Below are 19,945 nucleotides of genomic sequence, written 5' to 3'. Positions count from 1 at the left end.
GTGCTACTCCTCGGGGACCTGCCGCTCGATCTCGTCGAGCCAGATCCGCGCGGACATGTCCGACGGGGCGCGCCAATCCCCGCGGGGTGACAGCGCACCGCCGTGCGATACCTTGGGGCCGTTGGGCAATGCCGAGCGTTTGAACTGGCTGAACGAGTAGAAGCGCTGCACGAACACCCCCAGCCAGTGCCGAATTTCCTTCAGCGAGTAGGTCGGTCGCTTGCCCTCGGGGAATCCCGGCGGCCAGTTGCCCCGCTCGGCGTCGCTCCAGGCGTGCCAGGCCAGGAAGGCGATCTTGGACGGCCGGAACCCGTAGCGCAGCACGTGGAACAGCGAAAAATCTTGCAGCGCGTAGGGTCCGACCTTGTCCTCGCTGCTCTGCAGGTCTTCCTCTTCCCCGCTGGGGACGAGTTCCGGGGAGATCTCGGTGTCGAGCACCGACTGCAGCACGTCGGTGACGTCGGACTCGAACTGCCCCGACGAGATGACCCACCGGATCAGGTGCTGGATCAGCGTCTTCGGGACACCGCCATTGACGTTGTAGTGCGACATCTGATCGCCGACCCCGTACGTCGACCAACCGAGCCCCAGCTCGGAGAGGTCACCGGTGCCGAGCACGATGCCGCCGCGCTGGTTGGCCAGCCGGAACAGATAGTCCGTGCGCAGGCCGGCCTGCACGTTTTCGAAGGTCACGTCGTAGACCTTCTCGCCGCGCCCGAACGGATGGTCCATCTCCTTGAACATCAGCATCGCGGTCTCGGTGATGTCGATCTCGGAGAAGGTGACCCCGAGCGCGCGGCACAGCTCGATGGCATTGCGTTTGGTGCGATCGCCGGTGGCGAAACCCGGCAGCGTGAACGCCAGGATGTCGCTGCGCGGCCGCTGTTCCCGGTCCATCGCGCGCGCCGCGACGATCAGCGCGTGCGTCGAGTCCAGTCCGCCGGAGACCCCGATGACGATCTTGGGAAAGTTCAGGGCGCGCAACCGCTGCTCGAGCCCGGCCACCTGGATGTTGTAGGCCTCGTAGCAATCCTGTTCCAGCCGTTCGCGGTTCGCGGGGACGAACGGGAAACGCTCGATGTCGCGGCGCAGACCGATGTCGCCACCGGGCGGATCGAGGCGGAAGTCCACGCGGCGGAAGGACTCGGCCGACCCGCGGTGGTGGCGCCGGTTGTCGTCGAATGTCCCCATCCGCAGCCGTTCTGAGCGCAGCAGGTCGATGTCGACGTCGGCGACGCTGCGCCGCTCCCCTTTCGGAAAGCGCTCGGATGAGGCCAGCAGTTCGCCGTTCTCCCACACCATGGTCTGGCCGTCCCAGGCCAGGTCGGTGGTCGACTCCCCCTCGCCCGCGGCGGCGTAGACGTAGGCGGCCAGGCACCGCGCCGACGCGGAGCGGGCCAGCAGGCAGCGGTCCTCGGCGCGCCCGATCGTGATGGGGCTGCCGGACAGGTTGGCCAGCACCGTCGCGCCCGCGAGGGCCGCCTCCGCGCTGGGCGGAATCGGCACGAACATGTCCTCGCAGATTTCGACGTGCAACACGAAGCCGGGGATGTCGGAGGCGGCGAACAGCAGGTCGGGGCCGAACGGGACGTCGGCGTCACAGATCCGGATGGTGCCGCGCTCGTCGTCCCCGGGCGCGAGCTGGCGGCGCTCGTAGAACTCGCGGTAGGTGGGCAGGTACGACTTGGGCACCACCCCGAGCACCGCGCCGCGGTGCACGACGATCGCCGTGTTGTAGATGCGATGCCGATGACGCAGCGGGGCACCGACAACGAGGATCGGCAGCAGATCGCTCGATGCCGCGACGATGCTCTCGACGGCCGCTTGGACGTCGTCGAGCAACAGGTCTTGCATCACGATGTCCTCGATCGAGTACCCGGACAACGTCAGCTCCGGGAACACGGCCACCGCGACGCCGTCGTCGTGACACTCGCGCGCCAACCTCAGGACCGACTCCGCGTTGGCCGCCGGATCGGCGATCGTGGTGTGGTGGGTGCACGCGGCAACCCTGACGAAGCCCTGGCTGTAAGCGTTGTAAAAGTCCATCGCCCTTCCATTGTGGCCTGACCTGTGTCAACCCGTGGCCGCCGGGTATCCCCTCCATCATGAGCGATACTGCCGTGGTGGTGGTCGACATGATGAACACCTATCAGCATCCCGATGCTGAGGAACTCATACCCAATGTCGACAAGATCATCGACCCGCTGGCCGATCTGATCGGGCGCGCACGCACATCCGAGAACGTCGACCTGGTGTACGTCAACGACAACTACGGCGACTTCGCCGCCCAGTTCTCCGACATCGTCGGGTCCGCGCTCGACGGCGCGCGGCCCGATCTGGTGAAGCCGATCGTGCCGTCCGGGGATTGCCGCGTGATGACCAAGGTGCGGCACAGCGCCTTCTACGCGACCGCGCTCGCGTACCTGCTGAACCGCCTGGAGACCAAGCGGTTGGTCATCGCCGGGCAGGTCACCGAGCAGTGCATCCTCTACACCGCGCTCGACGCCTACGTCCGCCACTTTCCCGTCGTGATCCCGACCGACGCCGTCGCGGGCATCGACGCCGAGCTCGCCGAGGCGGCCCTGAAAATGATGGCGAAGAACATGTCCGCGGAGCTCACCACCGCCGCAGAGTGCCTGGGCTAGCAACTCAAAGCGCGAGGGTGCGCAGAATGCCGCCGCCGTCGGCGCGTCCCCGCGCAAACACGCACCTTCGAACCGGATGACGGGCCCGTACGCTGGCCGGCCGAGCCCGCGTGACGGGTCCGTACGCTGGACGGCGTGACCGCCCGCTGCGCCGAATCGCCGGAATTGGTCGCGCTGCTGGCCGGTCGCCGGATCGCGGTCCTCACGGGCGCGGGCCTGTCCACCGACTCCGGCATCCCCGACTACCGGGGGCCCGATTCGCCGCCCAGCAATCCCATGACGATCCGCCAGTTCACCTCCGATCCGGCGTTCCGCCAGCGCTACTGGGCGCGCAACCACGTCGGCTGGCGACACATGGACGACACCCTGCCCAACGCCGGGCACCGCGCCCTGGCCGCGCTCGAACGCGCCGGCGTCGTCACCGGGGTGATCACCCAGAACGTCGACCTGCTGCACACCAAGGCCGGCAGCGACAACGTCGTCAACCTGCACGGCAGCTACGCGCGGGTGGTCTGCCTGGACTGCGGGTACACCATGAGCCGCGCGGCCCTGGCCGAGCAACTGGAAGCGCTCAACCCGGGATTCATCGAGCGCGCCGAGGCGGTCGGCGGACTCGCGGTGGCCCCCGACGCCGACGCCGTCGTGGCCGATACCGCGTCGTTCCGCTATCTCGACTGCCCGCGCTGCGGCGGCATGCTCAAGCCGGACATCGTCTACTTCGGCGAAAGCGTCGCCAAAACGGTTGTGAACCAAGCCTATTCACTGGTAGACGGAGCCGACGCGCTGCTGGTCGCCGGCTCGTCGCTGACCGTGTTCTCCGGCTACCGGTTCGTGCGTCACGCCGCCGCGCTGGGCAGGCCGGTCGCCATCGTCAACCGGGGCCGCACCCGTGGGGACGATCTGGCCACCGTCAAGGTCGACGGCGGTTGCTCCGAGCTGCTGACCCTGCTGGCCGACGAGTTATCGCCGATGGCAACGCGTTAGAAGCTGCACGGCATGCTGCGGACGGCGTGGATGAAGTTGCCGGCGACGTACGTCGGCTCACCCGCCTGAATCCCGGGCAGCTGCCGCAGCAGCTCGCCAAAGATGGCGCGCAGCTGCGCCCGCGCCACGTGTGCGCCGAGGCAGAAGTGCAGTCCGCCCCCGCCGAAGCCGACGTGCGGGTTGGGGCTCCGGCTCAGGTCGAAGCGCTCGGGATGGTCGAACGCCTCGGTGTCCCAGTTCCCGGACGGGTAGAACATCACCACCTTCTCCCCCGCCCGGATCTGCTGGCCGCCGAGCTCGAAATCCGTTGCCGCCGTGCGGCGGAAGGTCATCACCGGGCTTGCCCAGCGAACGAACTCCTCGACGGCCGTGCCGATCCGGTTGTCGAAATCCTCCAGCAGCCACGCTCGCTGGTCGGGGAAGTCGGTGAGCGCCTTCATGGCATGGCTGGTCGTCTGCCGGGTGGTGTCGTTGGCCGCCACGGACAGCAGCACGAAGAAGGCGGCCACCTCCCCGTCGGTCAGCCGGTCGCCGTCCACTTCGGCGTTCACCAGGCCGCTGATCAGGTCGTCGCCGGGGTGCTCGCGGCGCTCGGCGGCGAGCGCACCGGCCACCCGGTGCACGTACGTCTGGTTCTCGACCAGGACCTCCATCGGGTGGCGGCCATCGAGGTACGCCGGGTCGGCCCACGACACCATCGCGTCCGTGGCGTGCGCCATGTGCTCACGCTCGGATTCGGGGATCCAGACCATGTCCGACAGGGTGCGGATGGGCAGCTCCTTGGCGCAGTGGTCGACGAAATCCGCCCCACTGCCGGCGGCGCGAAGCTCGTCGACGATGGCCCGGGCGTTGGCCTTGATCGAGTCCTCGATGCGGCGGACCTGCCTCGGGGTGAACGCGGCGCTGACCAGCTTGCGCAGCTTGGTGTGCCGCGGCGGATCCATCGCCAGGAACGACTGCGACGCCTCGAGCAGCTCCACCGGGATGTTCTCGAACATCACGCCCTGGCCGGACAGGAAGACCTCGTTGTTGCGGCTGACCGTGACGATGTCGGCGCGCCGGGTCACCGCCCAGTAGCCCGGATCGTCCGGATCGGGCATCAGGGCGTCCTCGACCGGCGGATGCCAGCTGACCGGCCGTTCGGCCCGCAGCTCCGCGAACGAACGTTCCCGGTCGGCGGCGGTCGTCGACCAAAACGCCCGTGAGGACAGGTCGATGGGGTCGTAGGCGCGGCCGGGCTGCTCGGTGCCCGACGTCCCGGTCATCACGGTCATTGGGGGTCCTCCGTTGCGCATGACCTCGGTCACAGACTGCTGGCGACACTATTCCTAGACATACTGTCTAGTCAAGTTGTCAAACGCGGCTCTATGCTGGGTGGATGCCATCGGTCACCCGGAAACCGCAGGCGGCCCGCGAGCAGGGCCGCCGCCAGCGCCGAGAGCAGATCGAGCGCCGATTGCTGGACGCCACCGAACGCCTGATGGGCGACGGCGCGAGCTACACCGAGCTCAGCGTGGACCGGCTGGCGACCGAGGCCGGCATTTCGCGCGCCAGCTTCTACATCTATTTCGAGGACAAGGGCCACCTGCTGCGCCGCCTGGCCGACCAGGTGTTCGCCGACCTCGCCGACAGCGCGGATCGCTGGTGGAGCGTGTCGTGGCGCCACGATCCGGAAGACGTCCGCGCGGCGATGGGCGGCATCATCGCCAGCTATCGGCGTCACCAGCCGGTGCTCGTGGCACTCAACGAGATGGCCGGCTACGACCCGCTGGTCGCGGCGACGTACCGCAACCTGCTGACCGCGGTCACCGGCCGGATGACGCGCGTCATCGAGGAGGGCCAGGCCGACGGTTCGATCCGCCCCGACCTGGCGGCGGCCACCACCGCCAGCGCGCTGACGTGGATGGTGGAGCGGGCCTGCCAGCAGAACCTGCCGGTCAAGCCGCCCGGCTACGACCCCGAGCTGGCCGAGTCGCTTTCTCAAATAGTTTGGGGCGCTTTGTATCTCAAATCGATGCCGCCGAGCCGCGGGGCCCGGCCTGTGACGGACGCAACATAGTTAGGGCCCTAAGTATTAGGGTACGCTGTAACCATGGCCGCGCCGACCGCCCCCGAGATCGACCCGCTCGCCCTCGAACAGCAGGTCTGCTTCGCGCTGAGCGTGACGAACCGGGCCGTGTTGGCGGTCTACCGGCCGCTCTTGGAGCCGCTGGGACTGACCCATCCCCAGTACCTGGTCATGCTGACGCTCTGGGATCACCAGAAGGCGGCCACCCCGCAGCAGAAGCCGCTGTCGGTCAAGGAGATCGCGACCACGCTGCAGATGGATTCGGCCACGCTGTCGCCGATGCTCAAGCGCTTGGAGGCGCTCGGCCTGATCACCCGGACGCGCAGCGCGGTCGACGAGCGCTCCACCGACGTCAAGCTCACCGACAGCGGCACCGCCTTGCGTCGGCGCGCGGTGAAGATCCCGCCCGCCGTGGTCGCGCGTCTGGGCGTCGAGCTGCCCGAACTTCGGCACCTGCACGAGGTGCTGACCCGGATCAATTCGGCCGCTTTGGCAGCGGGCGCATTGCAGTCCTGAACCGCTCGCCCCTAGGAGCCGCTATGACCAGCACCAAACCCAACCTGTGGCAACAGATCGCCTATTCGTACGGTCGATGCCTACCCAACTCGATGAATGAATGGGTGGCCAACGACCTGGCCGGCAAGGGGGCCGTGCGCCGGCACATGATTCGCTGGGGCATACCGCCGCTGTTCGTGCTGGCGCCCTTCTGGCTGCTGCCCGCGTCGCTGTACGTGCATACCGAGATGACGGCGCCGCTCTACATCTGGGCCCTGCTGATCTCGCTGGCCCTGAACAAAGTCTGGCGCCGGCACCGGCTGGCGCAGCATGGCCTGGACCCGAACCTGGTCGATGTGATCAAGAACAAGAAGCAAGCCAGGATGCACGAGGATTATGCCCGCCGTTTCGGGCCGCGTCCCGAATCGGCGGCCTGGCAGGACAACAGCAACCCGTTCAGCTAGCTACACCGCGACCAAGTCGTCGGCGTGCACCGCTGGCCGGCGCAGCTCGCCGGGCAACTCGGACGTCGACCGACCGATCATGGTGGCCAGCTCGGCGGCGTCGTAGGCCACCACGCCCCGGGCCACCATCGCGGTGTCCGGGCCGCGCAATTCGACGACGTCCCCGGCATAGAACCGCCCCGACACGGCGGTGATGCCGGCGGCGAGCAGCGAGCGACGCTGCGCCACCACCGCGCGCACCGCGCCCTCGTCCAGGGTCAGCGCGCCGGCCACCTCGGCGGCGTACCGCACCCAGAACCGGCGGGCCGACATCCGAACCGGCCGTGCGGCAAACACCGTGCCCACCGAGGCGTCGGTGAGCGCCGTCGCGGCGTCGGTCGCCGCCGCCAGCAGGACCGGCACCCCGGCGTCGGCGGCCAGCAGCGCCGACGACATCTTCGACATCATCCCTCCGGTGCCCAGGTCGCTGCCCGGGCCGGCGACCACGCCGGACAGGTCCGCTGCGCCGGAAACCTCGGGAATGAATGTGGCGGCCTTGGCTTTTCGCGGATCGGAGTCGTAGAGGCCGTCGATGTCGGAGAGCAGCACCAAAGCATCCGCGCCGACGAGGTGGGCCACCAGCGCCGAGAGCCGGTCGTTGTCCCCGAACCGGATCTCGTTGGTGGCCACCGTGTCGTTCTCGTTGACGATCGCCACCGCGTGCAGGGCCCGCAGCCGATCCAGGGTGCGCTGGGCGTTCGTGTGCTGGGCGCGCAGGGAGATGTCGTGGGCGGTCAGCAGCACCTGCCCCACCGTGCGGCCATACCGCGCGAACGCCGCGCTCCACGCGTTCACCAGCGCGACCTGGCCGACGCTGGCCGCCGCCTGCTTGGTCGCCAAATCCTTGGGGCGACGGGACAATCCGAGCGGCTCGATGCCGGCGGCGATGGCCCCCGACGAGACGATGACGACGTCGGTGCCCGCCTTCATCCGCGACTCGATGGCGTCGGCGAGCCCGGCCAGCCGGCCGGCGTCGAACACCCCGGAATCTGTGGTCAGCGCGTTGGTCCCCACCTTGACCACCAGGCTGCGCGCGGTCCGGATCGCGTCACGATGGGAGGTCACGACTCGTCACCGCGTTCCCGGCGCTGGCGCCGGGCCGCCTTGCGCTCCGCGGCGCCGGTGCGCTCGCTGCGTTCCAGCCGGGCGTCGGTGCCCCGGCCGGTCAGCATGACCTGTTGTCCCGCAGGCGTTTGCGGCTCCCAGTCGAAGGTCATGTCCCCAATGGTCACGGCGCAGCCGGGCCGGGCGCCCAGCCGCAGCAATTCGTCCTCGACCCCCAACCGGGCCAGGCGGTCGGCGAGATAGCCTACGGCTTCGTCGTTGTCGAAGTTCGTCTGCCGCACCCAACGCCGGGGCCGGGCGCCGGTGACCACGAAGCCGCCCTCGCCGTCGGGTTCGACCGTGAATCCGCTGTCGTCGACCGGCACCGGACGGATCACCGGCCGCCGCGGCACCACCTCGGGCCGGGCGGCGTTGTATTCGGAGATCATCCGCCACAACCCGAACACCAACGGCTGCAGTCCAACCCGGGCGACCGACGACACCAGGAACACCGGCCAGCCGCGCTCGGCGATCTCGTCGCGGACGAATTCGGCGAGCTCCCGCGCCTCCGGCACGTCGATCTTGTTGAGCACCACCGCCCGTGGCCGCTCGGCGAGGTCGCCCAGTGTCGCATCGCCCTGCAGCGTCGGCGTGTACGCGGCGAGTTCGGCTTCCAGCGCGTCGATGTCGGAGATCGGGTCACGGCCCGGCTCGGCGGTGGCGCAGTCCACAACGTGGACCAGCACCGCGCACCGCTCGATGTGCCGGAGAAAATCCAGCCCCAGGCCGCGGCCCTGCGATGCGCCGGGAATAAGGCCGGGCACATCGGCGACGGTGAAGGTGTGCTCGCCCGCCGACACCACACCGAGGTTTGGCACCAGGGTGGTGAACGGGTAGTCGGCGATCTTCGGTTTGGCCGCCGAAATCGCCGACACCAGTGAGGATTTCCCGGCGGAGGGGAAGCCGATGAGCCCGGCGTCGGCGACGGTCTTGAGCTCGAGCGTCAGGTCCCGCGCCTCGCCCTGCTCACCGAGCAGCGCGAAGCCGGGGGCCTTGCGCGCGCGCGACGCGAGCGCCGCGTTGCCCAGGCCGCCACGGCCACCGGCCGCGGCTTCGAAGCGGGTGCCCGCACCCACCAGATCGGCCAGCAGGCGGCCGTTCTCGTCCAACACGACGGTGCCGTCGGGGACTTTGACCTCCAAATCCGCGCCGGCCGCACCGTCGCGGTTGTTGCCCATCCCCTGCTTGCCCGACGGCGCGGTGACGTGCGGATGGAAATGGAAGTCCAGCAGGGTGTGCACCTGCGGGTCGACGACGAACACGATGCTGCCGCCGCGGCCACCGTTGCCGCCGTCGGGACCGCCCAACGGCTTGAACTTCTCGCGATGGACCGACGCGCAGCCGTTACCGCCCGAACCCGCACGCGCGTGGATGACGACCCGATCGACGAATCGAGGCATCGGAGGTCCTCCCAACCGCCGAACGTGCGTTCACTGCGAAATGTGCATCAGATTTTCGGTGAGTGCACGCTCGCGATGGTCAGTCGGTGGTCTGTCCGGCCGCGACGATGCTGACTGTCTTGCGTCCGCGCTTCACCGCGAACTCGACGGCACCGGCTTCCTTGGCGAACAACGTGTCGTCACCGCCGCGGCCGACGTTGACGCCGGGGTGGAACTTGGTTCCACGCTGGCGAACGATGATCTCGCCCGCCTTGACGATCTGGCCGCCGAACCGCTTCACGCCCAGTCGCTGAGCGGCGGAATCGCGACCGTTGCGCGAGCTGGAAGCGCCCTTCTTGTGTGCCATGTCTGTCGCCTCCCGCTACTTGATTCCGGTGACCTTCAGGACCGTCAGCTGCTGACGGTGCCCCTGACGCTTGTGGTAGCCGGTCTTGTTCCTGAACTTGTGGATACGGATCTTGGGGCCCTTGGTGTGCTCGAGCACCTCGCCCGTCACCGCCACCTTGGCCAGCGCGGCGGCGTCGGTGGTCACCTTCGCGCCGTCGACGACCAGGGTGACCGGCAGCGACACGTTCGCGCCCGGGTCGGAGTCGAGCTTTTCGACCTTGACCACGTCACCGACGGCGACCTTGTACTGCTTGCCGCCCGTCTTGACGATTGCGTAGGTCGCCATCGTTGCTCCTGCCTTCTTTCCTCTGCTCAGCCGGTTCGTCGGCTCCTCGCGCGCGAGCCACCGGCGGTGCGCGTGGTGGGTCTGGATTGCGGGTCTGCGCCGATCGCCCGGGAGCCCCGCTGTCGCCGGCCAAGTCCACACGGCCTGACGACAACTGTCCTAGGGTACTTGACCAGCGGCTACAGGGTCAAACCGGGCCGCATCAGTCCACGTGGATCGGCGGGCCGGCCGGGCGGCCCGCCGCCCGGCGGCGGCGCGGACGCCCGAACCCCGATCCGGCGTCGGCGGACCGCTCGTCGGAGTCATCGGAGTCGGAATCCTCCTCGACGTCGAGATCGTCGTCGTCCATCTCGAGATCATCGTCGTCGTCGCCGAGGTCTTCCTCGTCGTCGATGTCCTCGTCGTCTTCGTCGAGATCGTCGTCGGAGTCCTCGTCGGAGTCGTCGTCGTCCTCGTCGGAGTCGTCGGTGTCCTCGTCGGACTCCTCGAAGTCCTCCCGGTCGGTGTCCTCCACGTCGGCCACGTCCCGCTGCTTCTGCTCGTCGGGCCGGCCGGCGGCTTCCTCGGCGGACTCGGATTCGCCGGATTCCTCGTCGTCGTCGCGACCCCCGGATCCGCCGGCGGCCATCGCCTTGAACATCGGATGTTCGCCGGGAGAGTGCGCGGGGACCTTGGCCACCACCGGCTCCTCGGCCCGGTTCTTCTTGGAGCGCCTGCCGCGCCGACCCCCGGATTCGGACTTGCGGCCGTTCGAGGGGGCCGAGTCCACCGGGTCGGTGTGCAGCACGATGCCACGGCCGCCGCAGTGGGTGCACGACGTCGAAAAGGCCTCGATCAGCCCGGTGCCCAGCCGCTTGCGGGTCAGCTGGACCAAGCCCAGCGACGTCACCTCGGAAACCTGATGGCGGGTGCGGTCGCGGGCCAGCGCCTCGGTCAGCCGGCGCAGCACCAGGTCACGGTTGGACTCGAGGACCATGTCTATGAAGTCGATCACCACGATGCCGCCGATGTCGCGCAACCGCAGCTGGCGGACGATCTCCTCGGCCGCCTCGAGGTTGTTCTTGGTGACGGTCTGTTCGAGGTTGCCCCCGGACCCGGTGAACTTGCCGGTGTTGACGTCCACCACCGTCATGGCCTCGGTGCGGTCGATGACCAGCGTGCCGCCCGACGGCAGCCACACCTTGCGCTCCATGGCCTTGGCGAGTTGCTCGTCGATGCGATGCACCGCGAACACGTCGGGACCGGCCTGTCCTTCCGGCCCGCTGGGCGGCTCGTACTTGCTCAGTTTCGGAACCAGGTCGGGTGCAACGGAATTCACGTAATCGGTGATCGTCGTCCACGCTTCGTCGCCGGAGACGATCAGGCCGGCGAAGTCCTCGTTGAACAGGTCACGGATGACCTTGACCAGCACGTCGGGCTCCTCGTAGAGCGCGACGGCCGCGCCGGCGGCCTTCTCGGTGATCTCGGTCGCCTTGGCCTCGATCTGCCTCCAGCGCTCCTGCAGCCGGGTGACGTCGCCGCGGATGTCGTCCTCTTTGACGCCCTCGGACGCCGTGCGGATGATCACCCCGGCGTCGGACGGCACCACCTCGCGCAGGATTTCCTTGAGCCGCTGGCGTTCGGTGTCGGGCAGCTTGCGGCTGATCCCGGTCGACGACGCGCCGGGCACGTAGACCAGGTACCGGCCCGCCAGCGACACCTGGGTGGTCAGGCGGGCGCCCTTGTGGCCGACGGGGTCCTTGCTGACCTGGACCACGACGTAGTCGCCGGGTTTGAGCGCCTGTTCGATCTTGCGGTCCGAGCCGCCCAGGCCCGCGGCCTCCCAGTTGACCTCGCCGGCGTAGAGCACGCCGTTGCGGCCGCGGCCGATGTCGACGAACGCCGCCTCCATCGACGGCAGCACGTTCTGCACGATCCCCAGGTAGATGTTGCCCACCAGCGAGGCGGAGGCGGCCGACGTGACGAAGTGCTCGACGACGATGCCGTCCTCGAGGACCGCGATCTGGGTGTACCGCGCCCCCTGATGCGGCGGCTCGGTGCGGACCCGGTCGCGCACCACCATGACCCGTTCGACGGCCTCGCGGCGCGCCAGGAACTCCGCCTCGGTCAGCACGGGTGGGCGGCGCCGTCCGGCGTCGCGGCCGTCGCGCCGCCGTTGCCGCTTGGCCTCCAGCCGGGTGGAGCCGTCGATGCCCTTGATCTCCGCGTTCGACGAGCCGTTGCCGCCGTCGCCGCCGTTCTTGCCGCCGCGGGGCGCCCGCTCGTGCACCACGGTGTTGGGGGGGTCGTCGGTCGACGAGCTCTCGTCACCGTCGTCGCCGGAACCCGACTTGCGGCGCCGGCGCCGGCGTCGGCGCCGACTGGCGCCCTCGCCCGAACCGTCGTCGCCGTTCTCGGAGTCGTCGGAGTCCGAATAGTCCGAGCTGTCGTCGTCGTCGCCGTCCTCGGCGTCGGCGTCGCCCCGGCCGGCCTTCTGGCGCCGCTGCTGGGGCTCGTCGTCGTCGCCGGAGTCGTTCTGGCCGTCGGGTCCGCCCTGCTCACCGCGTCCGCGGCCACGACCGCGCCGGCCCCGGCGTCGCCGCCGATTGGCCGGCCGATCGGTCTGCTCGTCGTCCTCGTCGTCGCCGTCGGAATCGTCGGAGTCGTCGGACTCGGCCTCGTCGGCGTTCGCCCTCTCCTCGGCCTCGATCGGCTGCGGCGCGACGAACAGCGGCATGTAGTGCGGCCGCTCGCCGGCGGTCTCGAGCATCAGCCGGGATTCGGGTTCCTCTGCCGCGGCCTGGGCGTTCTCGCTGCCGGCGCCCTCGGCACCCCCGTCGGGCTGGGCGGCCAGCAGATCGCGGACCCGGACCGCGTCGTCGCGGTCCACGGTCGAATGCGCGCTGCGTATCCGCCCGTCGAGCGCGCTCAGCGCGTCCAGCACCCGCTTACTGGTGGTTCCCAGCGTCCGTGCCAGCGAATGAACTCTCAGGCGGTCCGGCAGTTCGTCGTGCCGGGTCGGCTCTTCGGATGACTCTGCGGATGGTGCACCGTCTACCACGTATTCTCCTCAAGCCCCCGGGCGCGTCCTTTGCGACGCGGCCACGCGAGGGCTTCGCTATGGGCCCGGGTGGTTTCCCCGGGCTTGTGATGGTCTCGCCCCGAGCGGTTCGCGGGGAACGCACTCGGCGCCGTGCTGAATGACGGCCTGACATGCCGCGCACCAACGCGGGGGGCGATGATCGCGCTTGTCTAAGTCTTCATTCGAGTGTCCGACGCCGGTCCGGCGACGTTCACTCTTCATCAGTATCCCACATCACTCGGCGAGCCAACCCGCCCCTGAGCGAACGCGCCCTCTGCGGCGTGCCGCCGCCCGTTTGCTGGGCGGCTACGCGTCGGGGAACCAGAGGGCGATTTCGCGCTTCGCGGACTCGGCGGAATCGGACCCGTGCACCAGGTTGAACTGCGTTTCGAGCCCGAAATCGCCCCGGATGGTGCCGGGTGTGGCCTTCTCCACCGGGTCGGTGCCGCCGGCGAGCTGCCGAAACGCCGCGATCGCCCGCGGCCCCTCGACGATCGCCGCCACCACCGGCCCGGAGGTGATGAACTCCAGCAGAGACCCGAAGAACGGCTTGCCGTCGTGCTCGGCGTAGTGCTCGGCGGCCAGGTCCTCGCCGACGCGCCGGAGCTCCAGCGCAGCGAGGGTCAGGCCCTTCCGCTCGATGCGGCTGATGATTTCCCCTACCAGCTGCCGCTCGACGCCGTCCGGCTTGATCAGTACCAGGGTCCGTTCGGTCACGGCGCACAGCGTACAGAACCGGGCGGAAATCGGTCGGGTCGCGACCGAGGCCGGGCCTGGAAGCCGGCTGACCTACCGCTGCCGGCGACGCACCTCGGCCCGGAAGTAGGCGATCAGCGCCCACAACCCGGTGAACAGCACCCCGATGAATCCCACGCCCGGGTACACCGCGAACCCCGCGAGCAGGAGCAGCTGAACCCCCAGGTTCACCCAGATCGCCCAGGGTTTGCGCTGCACGCCGCCCAGCAGGACGAGCAGCGCGGCCACCCCGATCAGGTACCCGAGCGACACCGAGGTCAGCCCGCCGCCGACCGCGCTCACCACCGGAATCGCCAGCAACACCACGATCGCTTCCAGAAGCAGCGTCGCGGCCATCACCGCGCCGAAACTCTTCCAGGGGTCAGCCCGGTTCTGCTCGGTCATTCCGGATCACGACCGAACAGCGTGCGCGCCGCCCCGGCGGTGACCACCGAGCCGGTGATGACGATCCCCGTGCCCGAGAAGGCCTCGGCCTCCCCCTCCAACGCCGCGTCGTCGACCAGCGCGGTCGCGGCGTCGATGGCGTCGCGCAGGTTGTCGGCGGAGATCACCCGATCCGGCCCGAACCGCTCCTCCGCCGCGAGCGCCAGCGACCCCACGTCGAGCGCCCGCGGCGACCCGTTGTGGGTGACGACGACCGCGTCCAGCACGGGCTCGAGCGCGGCGAGGATGCCGTTCGCGTCCTTGTCGGCCAGCACGCTGAGCACGCCCACCAGGTAGCGGAAGTCGAATTCGTCACTGAGGGTCTGCGCCAGCGCGGCCGCGCCGCCCGGATTGTGTGCGGCGTCGATGAACACCGTGGGCGCGCTGCGCATGCGTTCCAGCCGGCCCGGGCTGGTCACGGAGGCGAACCCGGCCCGCACCGCCTCGACGTCGAGTTGCCGCTGCGCGCCGGCACCGAAGAAGGCCTCCACCGCCGCCAGCGCCACCACCGCGTTGTGCGCCTGGTGTTCGCCGTGCAGCGGCAGGTAGATGTCCGAGTACACCCCGCCCAGGCCCTGCAGTTCCAGCACCTGTCCGCCGATCGCGACCTGGCGGCCCAGGACCGCGAACTCCGAATCCTCGCGGGCCACCGCGGCGTCGGCGCGCACGGTCTGGGCGAGCAGCACCCCCATCGCCTCGGGCGCCTGGCGCGCGATGACGGCGACGGTGTCGGGTGCGCCCTCGGCAGCCTTGGTGATGATGCCCGCCTTCTCGCCGGCGATGGCGGGGAGGTCGTCACCGAGGTATTCGACGTGGTCGATGCCGACCGGGGTGATGACCGCCACCGGCGCGTTGACGACGTTGGTGGCATCCCACCGGCCGCCCATGCCGACCTCGACGACCGCGACGTCGACGGGCGCGTCCGCGAACGCGGCGAACGCCATGGCGGTCAGCACCTCGAACTTGCTCATGGCCGGGCCACCGGCGTCCTGCGATTGCGCGTCGATCATCTGCACGAACGGCTCGATTTCGCGGTATGTCGCCACGTATTGCGCCGGACTGATGGGCCGGCCGTCGATCGCGATGCGCTCGACCGCCGACTGCAGGTGCGGGCTGGTGGTACGCCCGGTGCGCCGGTGCAGCGCGGTGACCAGCGCGTCGACCATGCGCGCCACCGACGTCTTGCCGTTGGTGCCGGCGATGTGGATGCAGGGATACGCCAGTTGCGGCGAGCCCAGCAGGTCCATCAGCGCGCTGATCCGGGTCAGGCTCGGCTCGATCTTCGTCTCCGGCCAGCGCTGGTCCAGCAGGTGTTCGACCTGCAACAGGGAGGCGATCTCGTCCGGGGTGGGGGCCAGGCTGACGGCCTCGCCGTTCTGGTGGCCCTCGTCGCGCCAGTCGCCGGGCTCGGTCATCGAGCGCTCACTGCAGCCCGGCCAGCCGCGCGTTGATCCGGTCGGTCTCGTCCTGGGCCACGCGCTGGCGGTCGCGGATCTTGCCGACGACGTTCGGCGGTGCCTTGGCCAGGAATTCCTCGTTGGCCAGTTTGGCGGTGGTCGACGCCAGTTCCTTGTGCGCCGCGGCGAGGTCTTTCTCCAGGCGGCGGCGTTCGGCGGCGACGTCGATGGTGCCCGAGGTGTCGAGTTCGACCACGACCGTGCTGTTCATGCCGGGGCCGAGCCGCACCTCCAACGACACCGACGGTTCGAAATCGTCGCCCGGCGCGGTGAGCCAGGCCAGCGACGTCACCGCGGCCACCTGATCGCTCAGGTCGGCGCCGTCCATCCCGCCGAGCCGGGCCGGCACTTTCTGCCGGTCGGCCAGGCCTTGATCGCTCCGGAACCGGCGGACCTCGGTGACCAGTCGCTGCATATCGCTGACCCGTTGTGCGGCAACCGGATCCAGGCTGAAGCCCGACGATGTCGGCCACTCGGCGACCACCAGCGACTCCCGATTGGTCAGCGCCTGCCACAACGCCTCGGTGAGGAACGGGATCACCGGGTGCAGCAGCCGCAGCAGCGTGTCCAGCACCGCGGCGAGCACGGCGGTGGTGTGCGCGTTCCCGTCGGCCAGCTGAGTCTTGGCCAATTCGACGTACCAGTCACAGAATTCGTCCCACGCGAAGTGGTAGAGCGCCTCGCAGGCACGGCTGAACTCGTAGCCGTCGAGGGCCGCGTCGACTTCGGTGCGAACCTCTTCCAGCCGCCCCAAAATCCAGCGGTCGGCGTCGGTCAGCTCGCCGTGCCCCGGCAGGGGCGCAAGCTGGGCGCCGTTCAGCAGCGCGTAACGGGTGGCGTTGAACAGCTTGGTACAGAAATTGCGCGACGCCCGGACGGCGTCCTCGCTGACGGCCAGGTCGCCGCCCGGGCTGGCGCCGCGGGCCAGGGTGAACCTGAGCGCGTCCGCCCCGAACATGTCCACCCAGTCCAGCGGGTCGATGACGTTGCCCTTGGACTTGCTCATCTTGCGGCCGAATTCGTCGCGGATCAGCCCGTGCAGGAACACATCGGTGAACGGCACCTGCGGCCCACGGCGGCCGTCGAGCGTGATCGCGTCGTCGGCCCCGACGAAGGTGCCGAACATCATCATCCGGGCCACCCAGAAGAACAGGATGTCGTAGCCGGTGACCAAAACGCTTGTGGGATAGAACTTTTCCAGCTCGGGGGTCGTCTCCGGCCAGCCCAGCGTGGAGAACGGCCACAGGGCCGAGGAGAACCAGGTGTCCAGCACGTCGGGATCCTGCTCCCAGCCTTCCGGCGGTGTCTCGTCCGGGCCGACGCACACCTGCTCGCCACCCGGCCCGTACCAGATCGGGATGCGATGGCCCCACCACAGCTGCCGCGAGATGCACCAGTCGTGCATGTCGTCGACCCAGGCGAACCACCGCGGTTCCAGGCTGGCGGGGTGAATCACGGTGTCGCCGTTGCGGACCGCATCACCGGCGGCCTTGGCCAGGGTCTCGACCCGGACCCACCATTGCAGCGACAGCCGCGGTTCGATCGGCTCGCCGCTGCGTTCGGAATGCCCGACGCTGTGCAGGTAGGGACGCTTCTCCTCGACGACGCGACCCTCGGCGGCCAACGCCTCGCGCACCGCGACGCGGGCATCGAACCGGTCCATGCCGTCGAATTGCGTTCCGGTGTCGGCGATCCGGCCTTTGGTGTCCATGATCGAGATCATCGGCAGTTGATGCCGGAGGCCGATTTCGAAGTCGTTGGGATCGTGTGCGGGCGTGACTTTCACCGCGCCCGTGCCGAATTCGGGGTCCACGTGTTCGTCGGCGACGATGAGGAGCTGCCGGTCGACGAAGGGGTGCGGCAGGGTGGTGCCAACGAGGTGGCGGTAGCGCTCGTCCTCGGGGTGAACCGCGATGGCGGTGTCTCCGAGCATCGTCTCGACACGCGTGGTGGCGACGACGATGTGGGGCTGCGAATCGTCGAGCGAGCCGTAGCGAAACGACACCAGTTCGCCTTCGACCTCTTCGTAGGTGACCTCGATGTCGGAGAGCGCCGTCTGAAGAACCGTGGACCAGTTGACCAGTCGCTCGGCCCGGTAGATCAGCCCGGCGTCGTAGAGCCGCTTGAAGATGGTGCGGACCGCCCGCGACAGACCCTCGTCCATGGTGAACCGGTCACGGCTCCAGGCGACCCCGTCGCCGAGCCGGCGCATCTGGCCGCCGATGGCACCGCCGGATTCGCGCTTCCAGTCCCACACCTTTTCGACGAACAGCTCGCGGCCGAAATCCTCCTTGGTCTTGCCGTCGACGGCGAGCTGGCGTTCCACCACGCTCTGGGTGGCGATGCCGGCGTGGTCCATGCCCGGCTGCCAGAGCACCTCATAGCCCTGCATTCTCTTGCGACGGGTCAGGGCATCCATCATGGTGTGCTCCAGCGCGTGGCCCATGTGCAGGCTGCCGGTCACGTTGGGAGGCGGGAGCACGATCGAGTAACCGGGTTTGTTGCTCGTCGGGTCGGCCTCGAAGTAGCCCGCGTCGAGCCACTTCTGGTAGATGGCGCCTTCGGCCGCAGCGGGATCCCACGACTTGGGCAGCTCGGTGGCGGGGCTGTGGCTGGCGGTCACCCGTCAATTCTAGGGAGCGGCATTCGCCCCGATGTAAGTGCCCAAATTGCAGGTGAGCCGGGTCACTGCGCCAGCCGGTCGACCTGCAGCGTCACACCCGCGGCCGGGAACCTGTCCAGCAGCGCGTCGCCCATCGCGGCCGCGGGGGTCAGCACGCCGTGCAGGTTGGGCAGCTTGTCGCGGTCGAACGCGAGGGCAAGGCCGCACTCCCCCAACAGCACCGAGGTCGCCTTGTAGCCGGGGTCTCCGCGTTGTTCCATACGCGCGACGTAGCGGGCGCCGGTGGTCGTGGTGGTGTAGGTCTCGATCCGGTAGTAACCGCGCTCCCGCGCCGCCTCGCTGGGCCCCGTGCCGGGCTTGGGGACGATGCGCTCCACCAGCCGGCGCGGCAGCAGCCGGAAATAGCGGCTGCCCAATCCGAAGGTGGCGTTGGCGATCCCGCCCACCGCCGCCGATGCCACGGGCGCCAGCGGCGACGATCCCAGGCTCATGCTTTCGGTGTAACGGAACTGCCGGCCATACGCCCAGTCCAGTAATGCGTTGCTGCGCCGCACGATACGGGTGTTGTAGGGCGCCATCACGAATCCCGACGTCCACACGCCGGTCAGTTCCGGCGCGATCTGACGACCCCGGCGCCACGGCAGGTCGGGCTGCGGGCCGATCTCCGGCTCGGCGCTGCGGTCGGTGCTCAGCGTGTACGGGTCCGCGAGTTGGCGGCGAGCGTCGGGATCACGGGACGCCGCGTCCAGCACCTCCAGCATCGACGCGACCGTTCCGCCGGACACCCCGCCGGAGAAGGACCGGACGACGAGGTCGGTGTCGGCGAGCTCGCCCGCGCCGTCGTCCCGCGCCGCCCGGTACAGCGCGTAGACACTGAGGTCGGAAGGCACGGAGTCGAATCCGCAGGCGTGCACGATGCGGGCGCCGGTATCGGCCGCCTGCTTGTGATAGGAGTCGATGCTCTCGCGGACGAACATCGCCTCGCCGGTCAGGTCGGCGTAGTCGGTGCCCGCCGCCGCGCAGGCGGCCACCAGCGGCAGCCCGTAGCGGGTATACGGCCCGACCGTGGTGATGACGACCCGGGTGCGCGCCGCCATCTCGTTCAGCGTCGACGGCGACGATGCGTCGGCCGCGACGAGCGGCCAGGACCGGGCGGATTCACCCAGCGTGTCGCGGACGGCCCGCAAGCGGTCGGTCGATCTGCCGGCCAGCGCCACGCGGATGTCCGGCCCGGACCGGGCCAGGTATTCGGCGGTCAACTTCCCGACGAAGCCGGTCGCCCCGTACAACACGATGTCGAATTCGCGCGGCGTTGCGGTCACGGGCCCGACGCTACCCGACCCGCGGACACGGCCCACAGACAAGTAGTGCCGGGCCCGAGGGCCCGGCACTACTTGTTACTGCTTGTTACTGCGACGGTCAGCCGCGGCGCCCGCAGACCGGCCATGCGCCGATGCCCTGCGAGTGCAGGACGTTCTCGGCGACCCGGATCTGCTCTTCGCGGCTCGCGCCGGCCGGCGAGCCGGAGCCACCGTTGGCGTGCCAGGTGCTCGGCGTGAACTGCAGGCCACCGGAGAAGCCGTTTCCGGTGTTGATCGACCAGTTACCACCCGATTCGCACTGCGCGATGGCATCCCAATTCACGCTGTAGGCCCGCACCGGCGGAGGCGGCGGGGCGTCCGGGCCCGGAGGCGGCGGCACGTTGGGGTCAAAACCCGCGGGAGCCGGCGGCGGGGCGTCCGGCGCCGGGGGC

The 19,945-nt window shown here is 69.3% G+C and carries 18 protein-coding genes; 5 read left to right on the top strand and 13 right to left on the bottom strand.

Going from position 1 to position 19,945, the window contains the following annotated elements:
- Positions 1-3: 3 nt before the first annotated feature.
- Entirely contained in the window at positions 4-2,046 is a 2,043-nt protein-coding gene (locus tag HMPREF0591_RS15400; protein ID WP_007169516.1) for an NAD(+) synthase, read from the bottom strand.
- Between the two features lie 59 nt (positions 2,047-2,105).
- On the opposite strand from HMPREF0591_RS15400, the gene HMPREF0591_RS15395 reads away from it, so the two are divergent.
- Together HMPREF0591_RS15395 and HMPREF0591_RS15390 are read left to right on the top strand one after the other, a co-directional pair.
- Positions 2,106-2,645, top strand: coding sequence for a cysteine hydrolase family protein (locus HMPREF0591_RS15395; protein ID WP_007169515.1), 540 nt, complete (start codon positions 2,106-2,108; stop codon positions 2,643-2,645).
- Positions 2,646-2,780: 135 nt separating this feature from the next.
- A complete protein-coding gene (locus HMPREF0591_RS15390; RefSeq protein WP_007169514.1) occupies positions 2,781-3,629 on the top strand; it encodes an SIR2 family NAD-dependent protein deacylase in 849 nt (282 codons plus the stop codon).
- Here HMPREF0591_RS15390 and HMPREF0591_RS15385 read toward each other — a convergent pair.
- The gene (locus HMPREF0591_RS15385; RefSeq protein WP_007169513.1) at positions 3,626-4,903 is read right to left on the bottom strand and encodes a cytochrome P450; all 1,278 of its coding nucleotides are present in this window, start codon (positions 4,901-4,903) and stop codon (positions 3,626-3,628) included. The two genes, HMPREF0591_RS15390 and HMPREF0591_RS15385, sit on opposite strands and share 4 nt — an antisense overlap.
- 104 nt (positions 4,904-5,007) lie before the next feature.
- Between HMPREF0591_RS15385 and HMPREF0591_RS15380 the strand changes: the two genes are divergently transcribed.
- The 3 genes from HMPREF0591_RS15380 to HMPREF0591_RS15370 are packed head-to-tail and all read left to right on the top strand — an operon-like array spanning position 5,008 to position 6,656.
- Positions 5,008-5,688, top strand: coding sequence for a TetR/AcrR family transcriptional regulator (locus HMPREF0591_RS15380; protein ID WP_007169512.1), 681 nt, complete (start codon positions 5,008-5,010; stop codon positions 5,686-5,688).
- A gap of 33 nt (positions 5,689-5,721) precedes the next feature.
- Complete coding sequence (locus HMPREF0591_RS15375; protein ID WP_007169511.1) at positions 5,722-6,213, top strand: MarR family winged helix-turn-helix transcriptional regulator; 492 nt, start codon at positions 5,722-5,724, stop codon at positions 6,211-6,213.
- Positions 6,214-6,236: 23 nt separating this feature from the next.
- Entirely contained in the window at positions 6,237-6,656 is a 420-nt protein-coding gene (locus HMPREF0591_RS15370) for a DUF5313 domain-containing protein (RefSeq protein WP_007169510.1), read from the top strand.
- On the opposite strand, the gene proB is transcribed toward HMPREF0591_RS15370, so the two are convergent.
- The 11 genes from proB to HMPREF0591_RS15315 form a co-directional block, all read right to left on the bottom strand.
- Positions 6,657-7,760: a glutamate 5-kinase gene (gene proB / locus HMPREF0591_RS15365; protein ID WP_007169509.1), complete on the bottom strand. Its 1,104-nt coding sequence runs from the start codon at positions 7,758-7,760 to the stop codon at positions 6,657-6,659.
- Positions 7,757-9,199, bottom strand: coding sequence for a GTPase ObgE (gene obgE / locus HMPREF0591_RS15360; protein WP_007169508.1), 1,443 nt, complete (start codon positions 9,197-9,199; stop codon positions 7,757-7,759). The genes proB and obgE overlap by 4 nt, the downstream gene beginning before the upstream one ends.
- A gap of 79 nt (positions 9,200-9,278) precedes the next feature.
- Positions 9,279-9,545 (bottom strand): 50S ribosomal protein L27, encoded by a 267-nt coding sequence (rpmA, locus tag HMPREF0591_RS15355; RefSeq protein ID WP_007169507.1) that lies wholly within the window; start codon positions 9,543-9,545, stop codon positions 9,279-9,281.
- 15 nt (positions 9,546-9,560) lie between these two features.
- Complete coding sequence (gene rplU, locus HMPREF0591_RS15350) at positions 9,561-9,872, bottom strand: 50S ribosomal protein L21 (RefSeq protein ID WP_007169506.1); 312 nt, start codon at positions 9,870-9,872, stop codon at positions 9,561-9,563.
- A gap of 202 nt (positions 9,873-10,074) precedes the next feature.
- The gene (gene rne / locus HMPREF0591_RS15345) at positions 10,075-12,912 is read right to left on the bottom strand and encodes a ribonuclease E (protein WP_007169505.1); all 2,838 of its coding nucleotides are present in this window, start codon (positions 12,910-12,912) and stop codon (positions 10,075-10,077) included.
- A gap of 327 nt (positions 12,913-13,239) precedes the next feature.
- Positions 13,240-13,650, bottom strand: coding sequence for a nucleoside-diphosphate kinase (gene ndk / locus HMPREF0591_RS15340; protein ID WP_007169504.1), 411 nt, complete (start codon positions 13,648-13,650; stop codon positions 13,240-13,242).
- A gap of 72 nt (positions 13,651-13,722) precedes the next feature.
- Complete coding sequence (locus tag HMPREF0591_RS15335) at positions 13,723-14,073, bottom strand: DUF4233 domain-containing protein (RefSeq protein ID WP_007169503.1); 351 nt, start codon at positions 14,071-14,073, stop codon at positions 13,723-13,725.
- On the bottom strand, positions 14,070-15,527 hold the full coding sequence (gene folC / locus HMPREF0591_RS15330; protein ID WP_007169502.1) for a bifunctional tetrahydrofolate synthase/dihydrofolate synthase: 1,458 nt from the start codon (positions 15,525-15,527) through the stop codon (positions 14,070-14,072). Before folC ends, HMPREF0591_RS15335 begins: the two co-directional genes overlap by 4 nt.
- Before the next feature lie 7 nt (positions 15,528-15,534).
- Positions 15,535-18,192, bottom strand: coding sequence for a valine--tRNA ligase (locus HMPREF0591_RS15325; RefSeq protein WP_007169501.1), 2,658 nt, complete (start codon positions 18,190-18,192; stop codon positions 15,535-15,537).
- Positions 18,193-18,254: 62 nt separating this feature from the next.
- Entirely contained in the window at positions 18,255-19,514 is a 1,260-nt protein-coding gene (locus HMPREF0591_RS15320) for a saccharopine dehydrogenase family protein (RefSeq protein ID WP_007169500.1), read from the bottom strand.
- A gap of 97 nt (positions 19,515-19,611) precedes the next feature.
- Positions 19,612-19,945, bottom strand: a 334-nt coding sequence (locus tag HMPREF0591_RS15315; RefSeq protein ID WP_244268903.1) for a transglycosylase family protein, incomplete at its 5' end; no start/stop codon positions are given.

The organism is Mycobacterium parascrofulaceum ATCC BAA-614, from assembly GCF_000164135.1.
Classification (GTDB): domain Bacteria; phylum Actinomycetota; class Actinomycetes; order Mycobacteriales; family Mycobacteriaceae; genus Mycobacterium; species Mycobacterium parascrofulaceum.
The sequence above is the reverse complement of the archived record's forward strand: the minus strand, read 5'-3'. Positions and strand labels throughout refer to the sequence as shown.

Bases quoted from the DNA above. Each gene is read 5' to 3' on its own strand.
- HMPREF0591_RS15370 (WP_007169510.1), top strand. From the start codon at position 6,237: ATGACCAGCACCAAACCCAACCTGTGGCAACAGATCGCCTATTCGTAC.
- rpmA (WP_007169507.1), bottom strand. From the start codon at position 9,545: ATGGCACACAAGAAGGGCGCTTCCAGCTCGCGCAACGGTCGCGATTCC.
- obgE (WP_007169508.1), bottom strand. From the start codon at position 9,199: ATGCCTCGATTCGTCGATCGGGTCGTCATCCACGCGCGTGCGGGTTCG.
- HMPREF0591_RS15335 (WP_007169503.1), bottom strand. From the start codon at position 14,073: ATGACCGAGCAGAACCGGGCTGACCCCTGGAAGAGTTTCGGCGCGGTG.
- HMPREF0591_RS15380 (WP_007169512.1), top strand. From the start codon at position 5,008: ATGCCATCGGTCACCCGGAAACCGCAGGCGGCCCGCGAGCAGGGCCGC.
- HMPREF0591_RS15385 (WP_007169513.1), bottom strand. From the start codon at position 4,903: ATGACCGTGATGACCGGGACGTCGGGCACCGAGCAGCCCGGCCGCGCC.
- rplU (WP_007169506.1), bottom strand. From the start codon at position 9,872: ATGGCGACCTACGCAATCGTCAAGACGGGCGGCAAGCAGTACAAGGTC.
- folC (WP_007169502.1), bottom strand. From the start codon at position 15,527: ATGACCGAGCCCGGCGACTGGCGCGACGAGGGCCACCAGAACGGCGAG.
- HMPREF0591_RS15395 (WP_007169515.1), top strand. From the start codon at position 2,106: ATGAGCGATACTGCCGTGGTGGTGGTCGACATGATGAACACCTATCAG.
- HMPREF0591_RS15375 (WP_007169511.1), top strand. From the start codon at position 5,722: ATGGCCGCGCCGACCGCCCCCGAGATCGACCCGCTCGCCCTCGAACAG.
- HMPREF0591_RS15400 (WP_007169516.1), bottom strand. From the start codon at position 2,046: ATGGACTTTTACAACGCTTACAGCCAGGGCTTCGTCAGGGTTGCCGCG.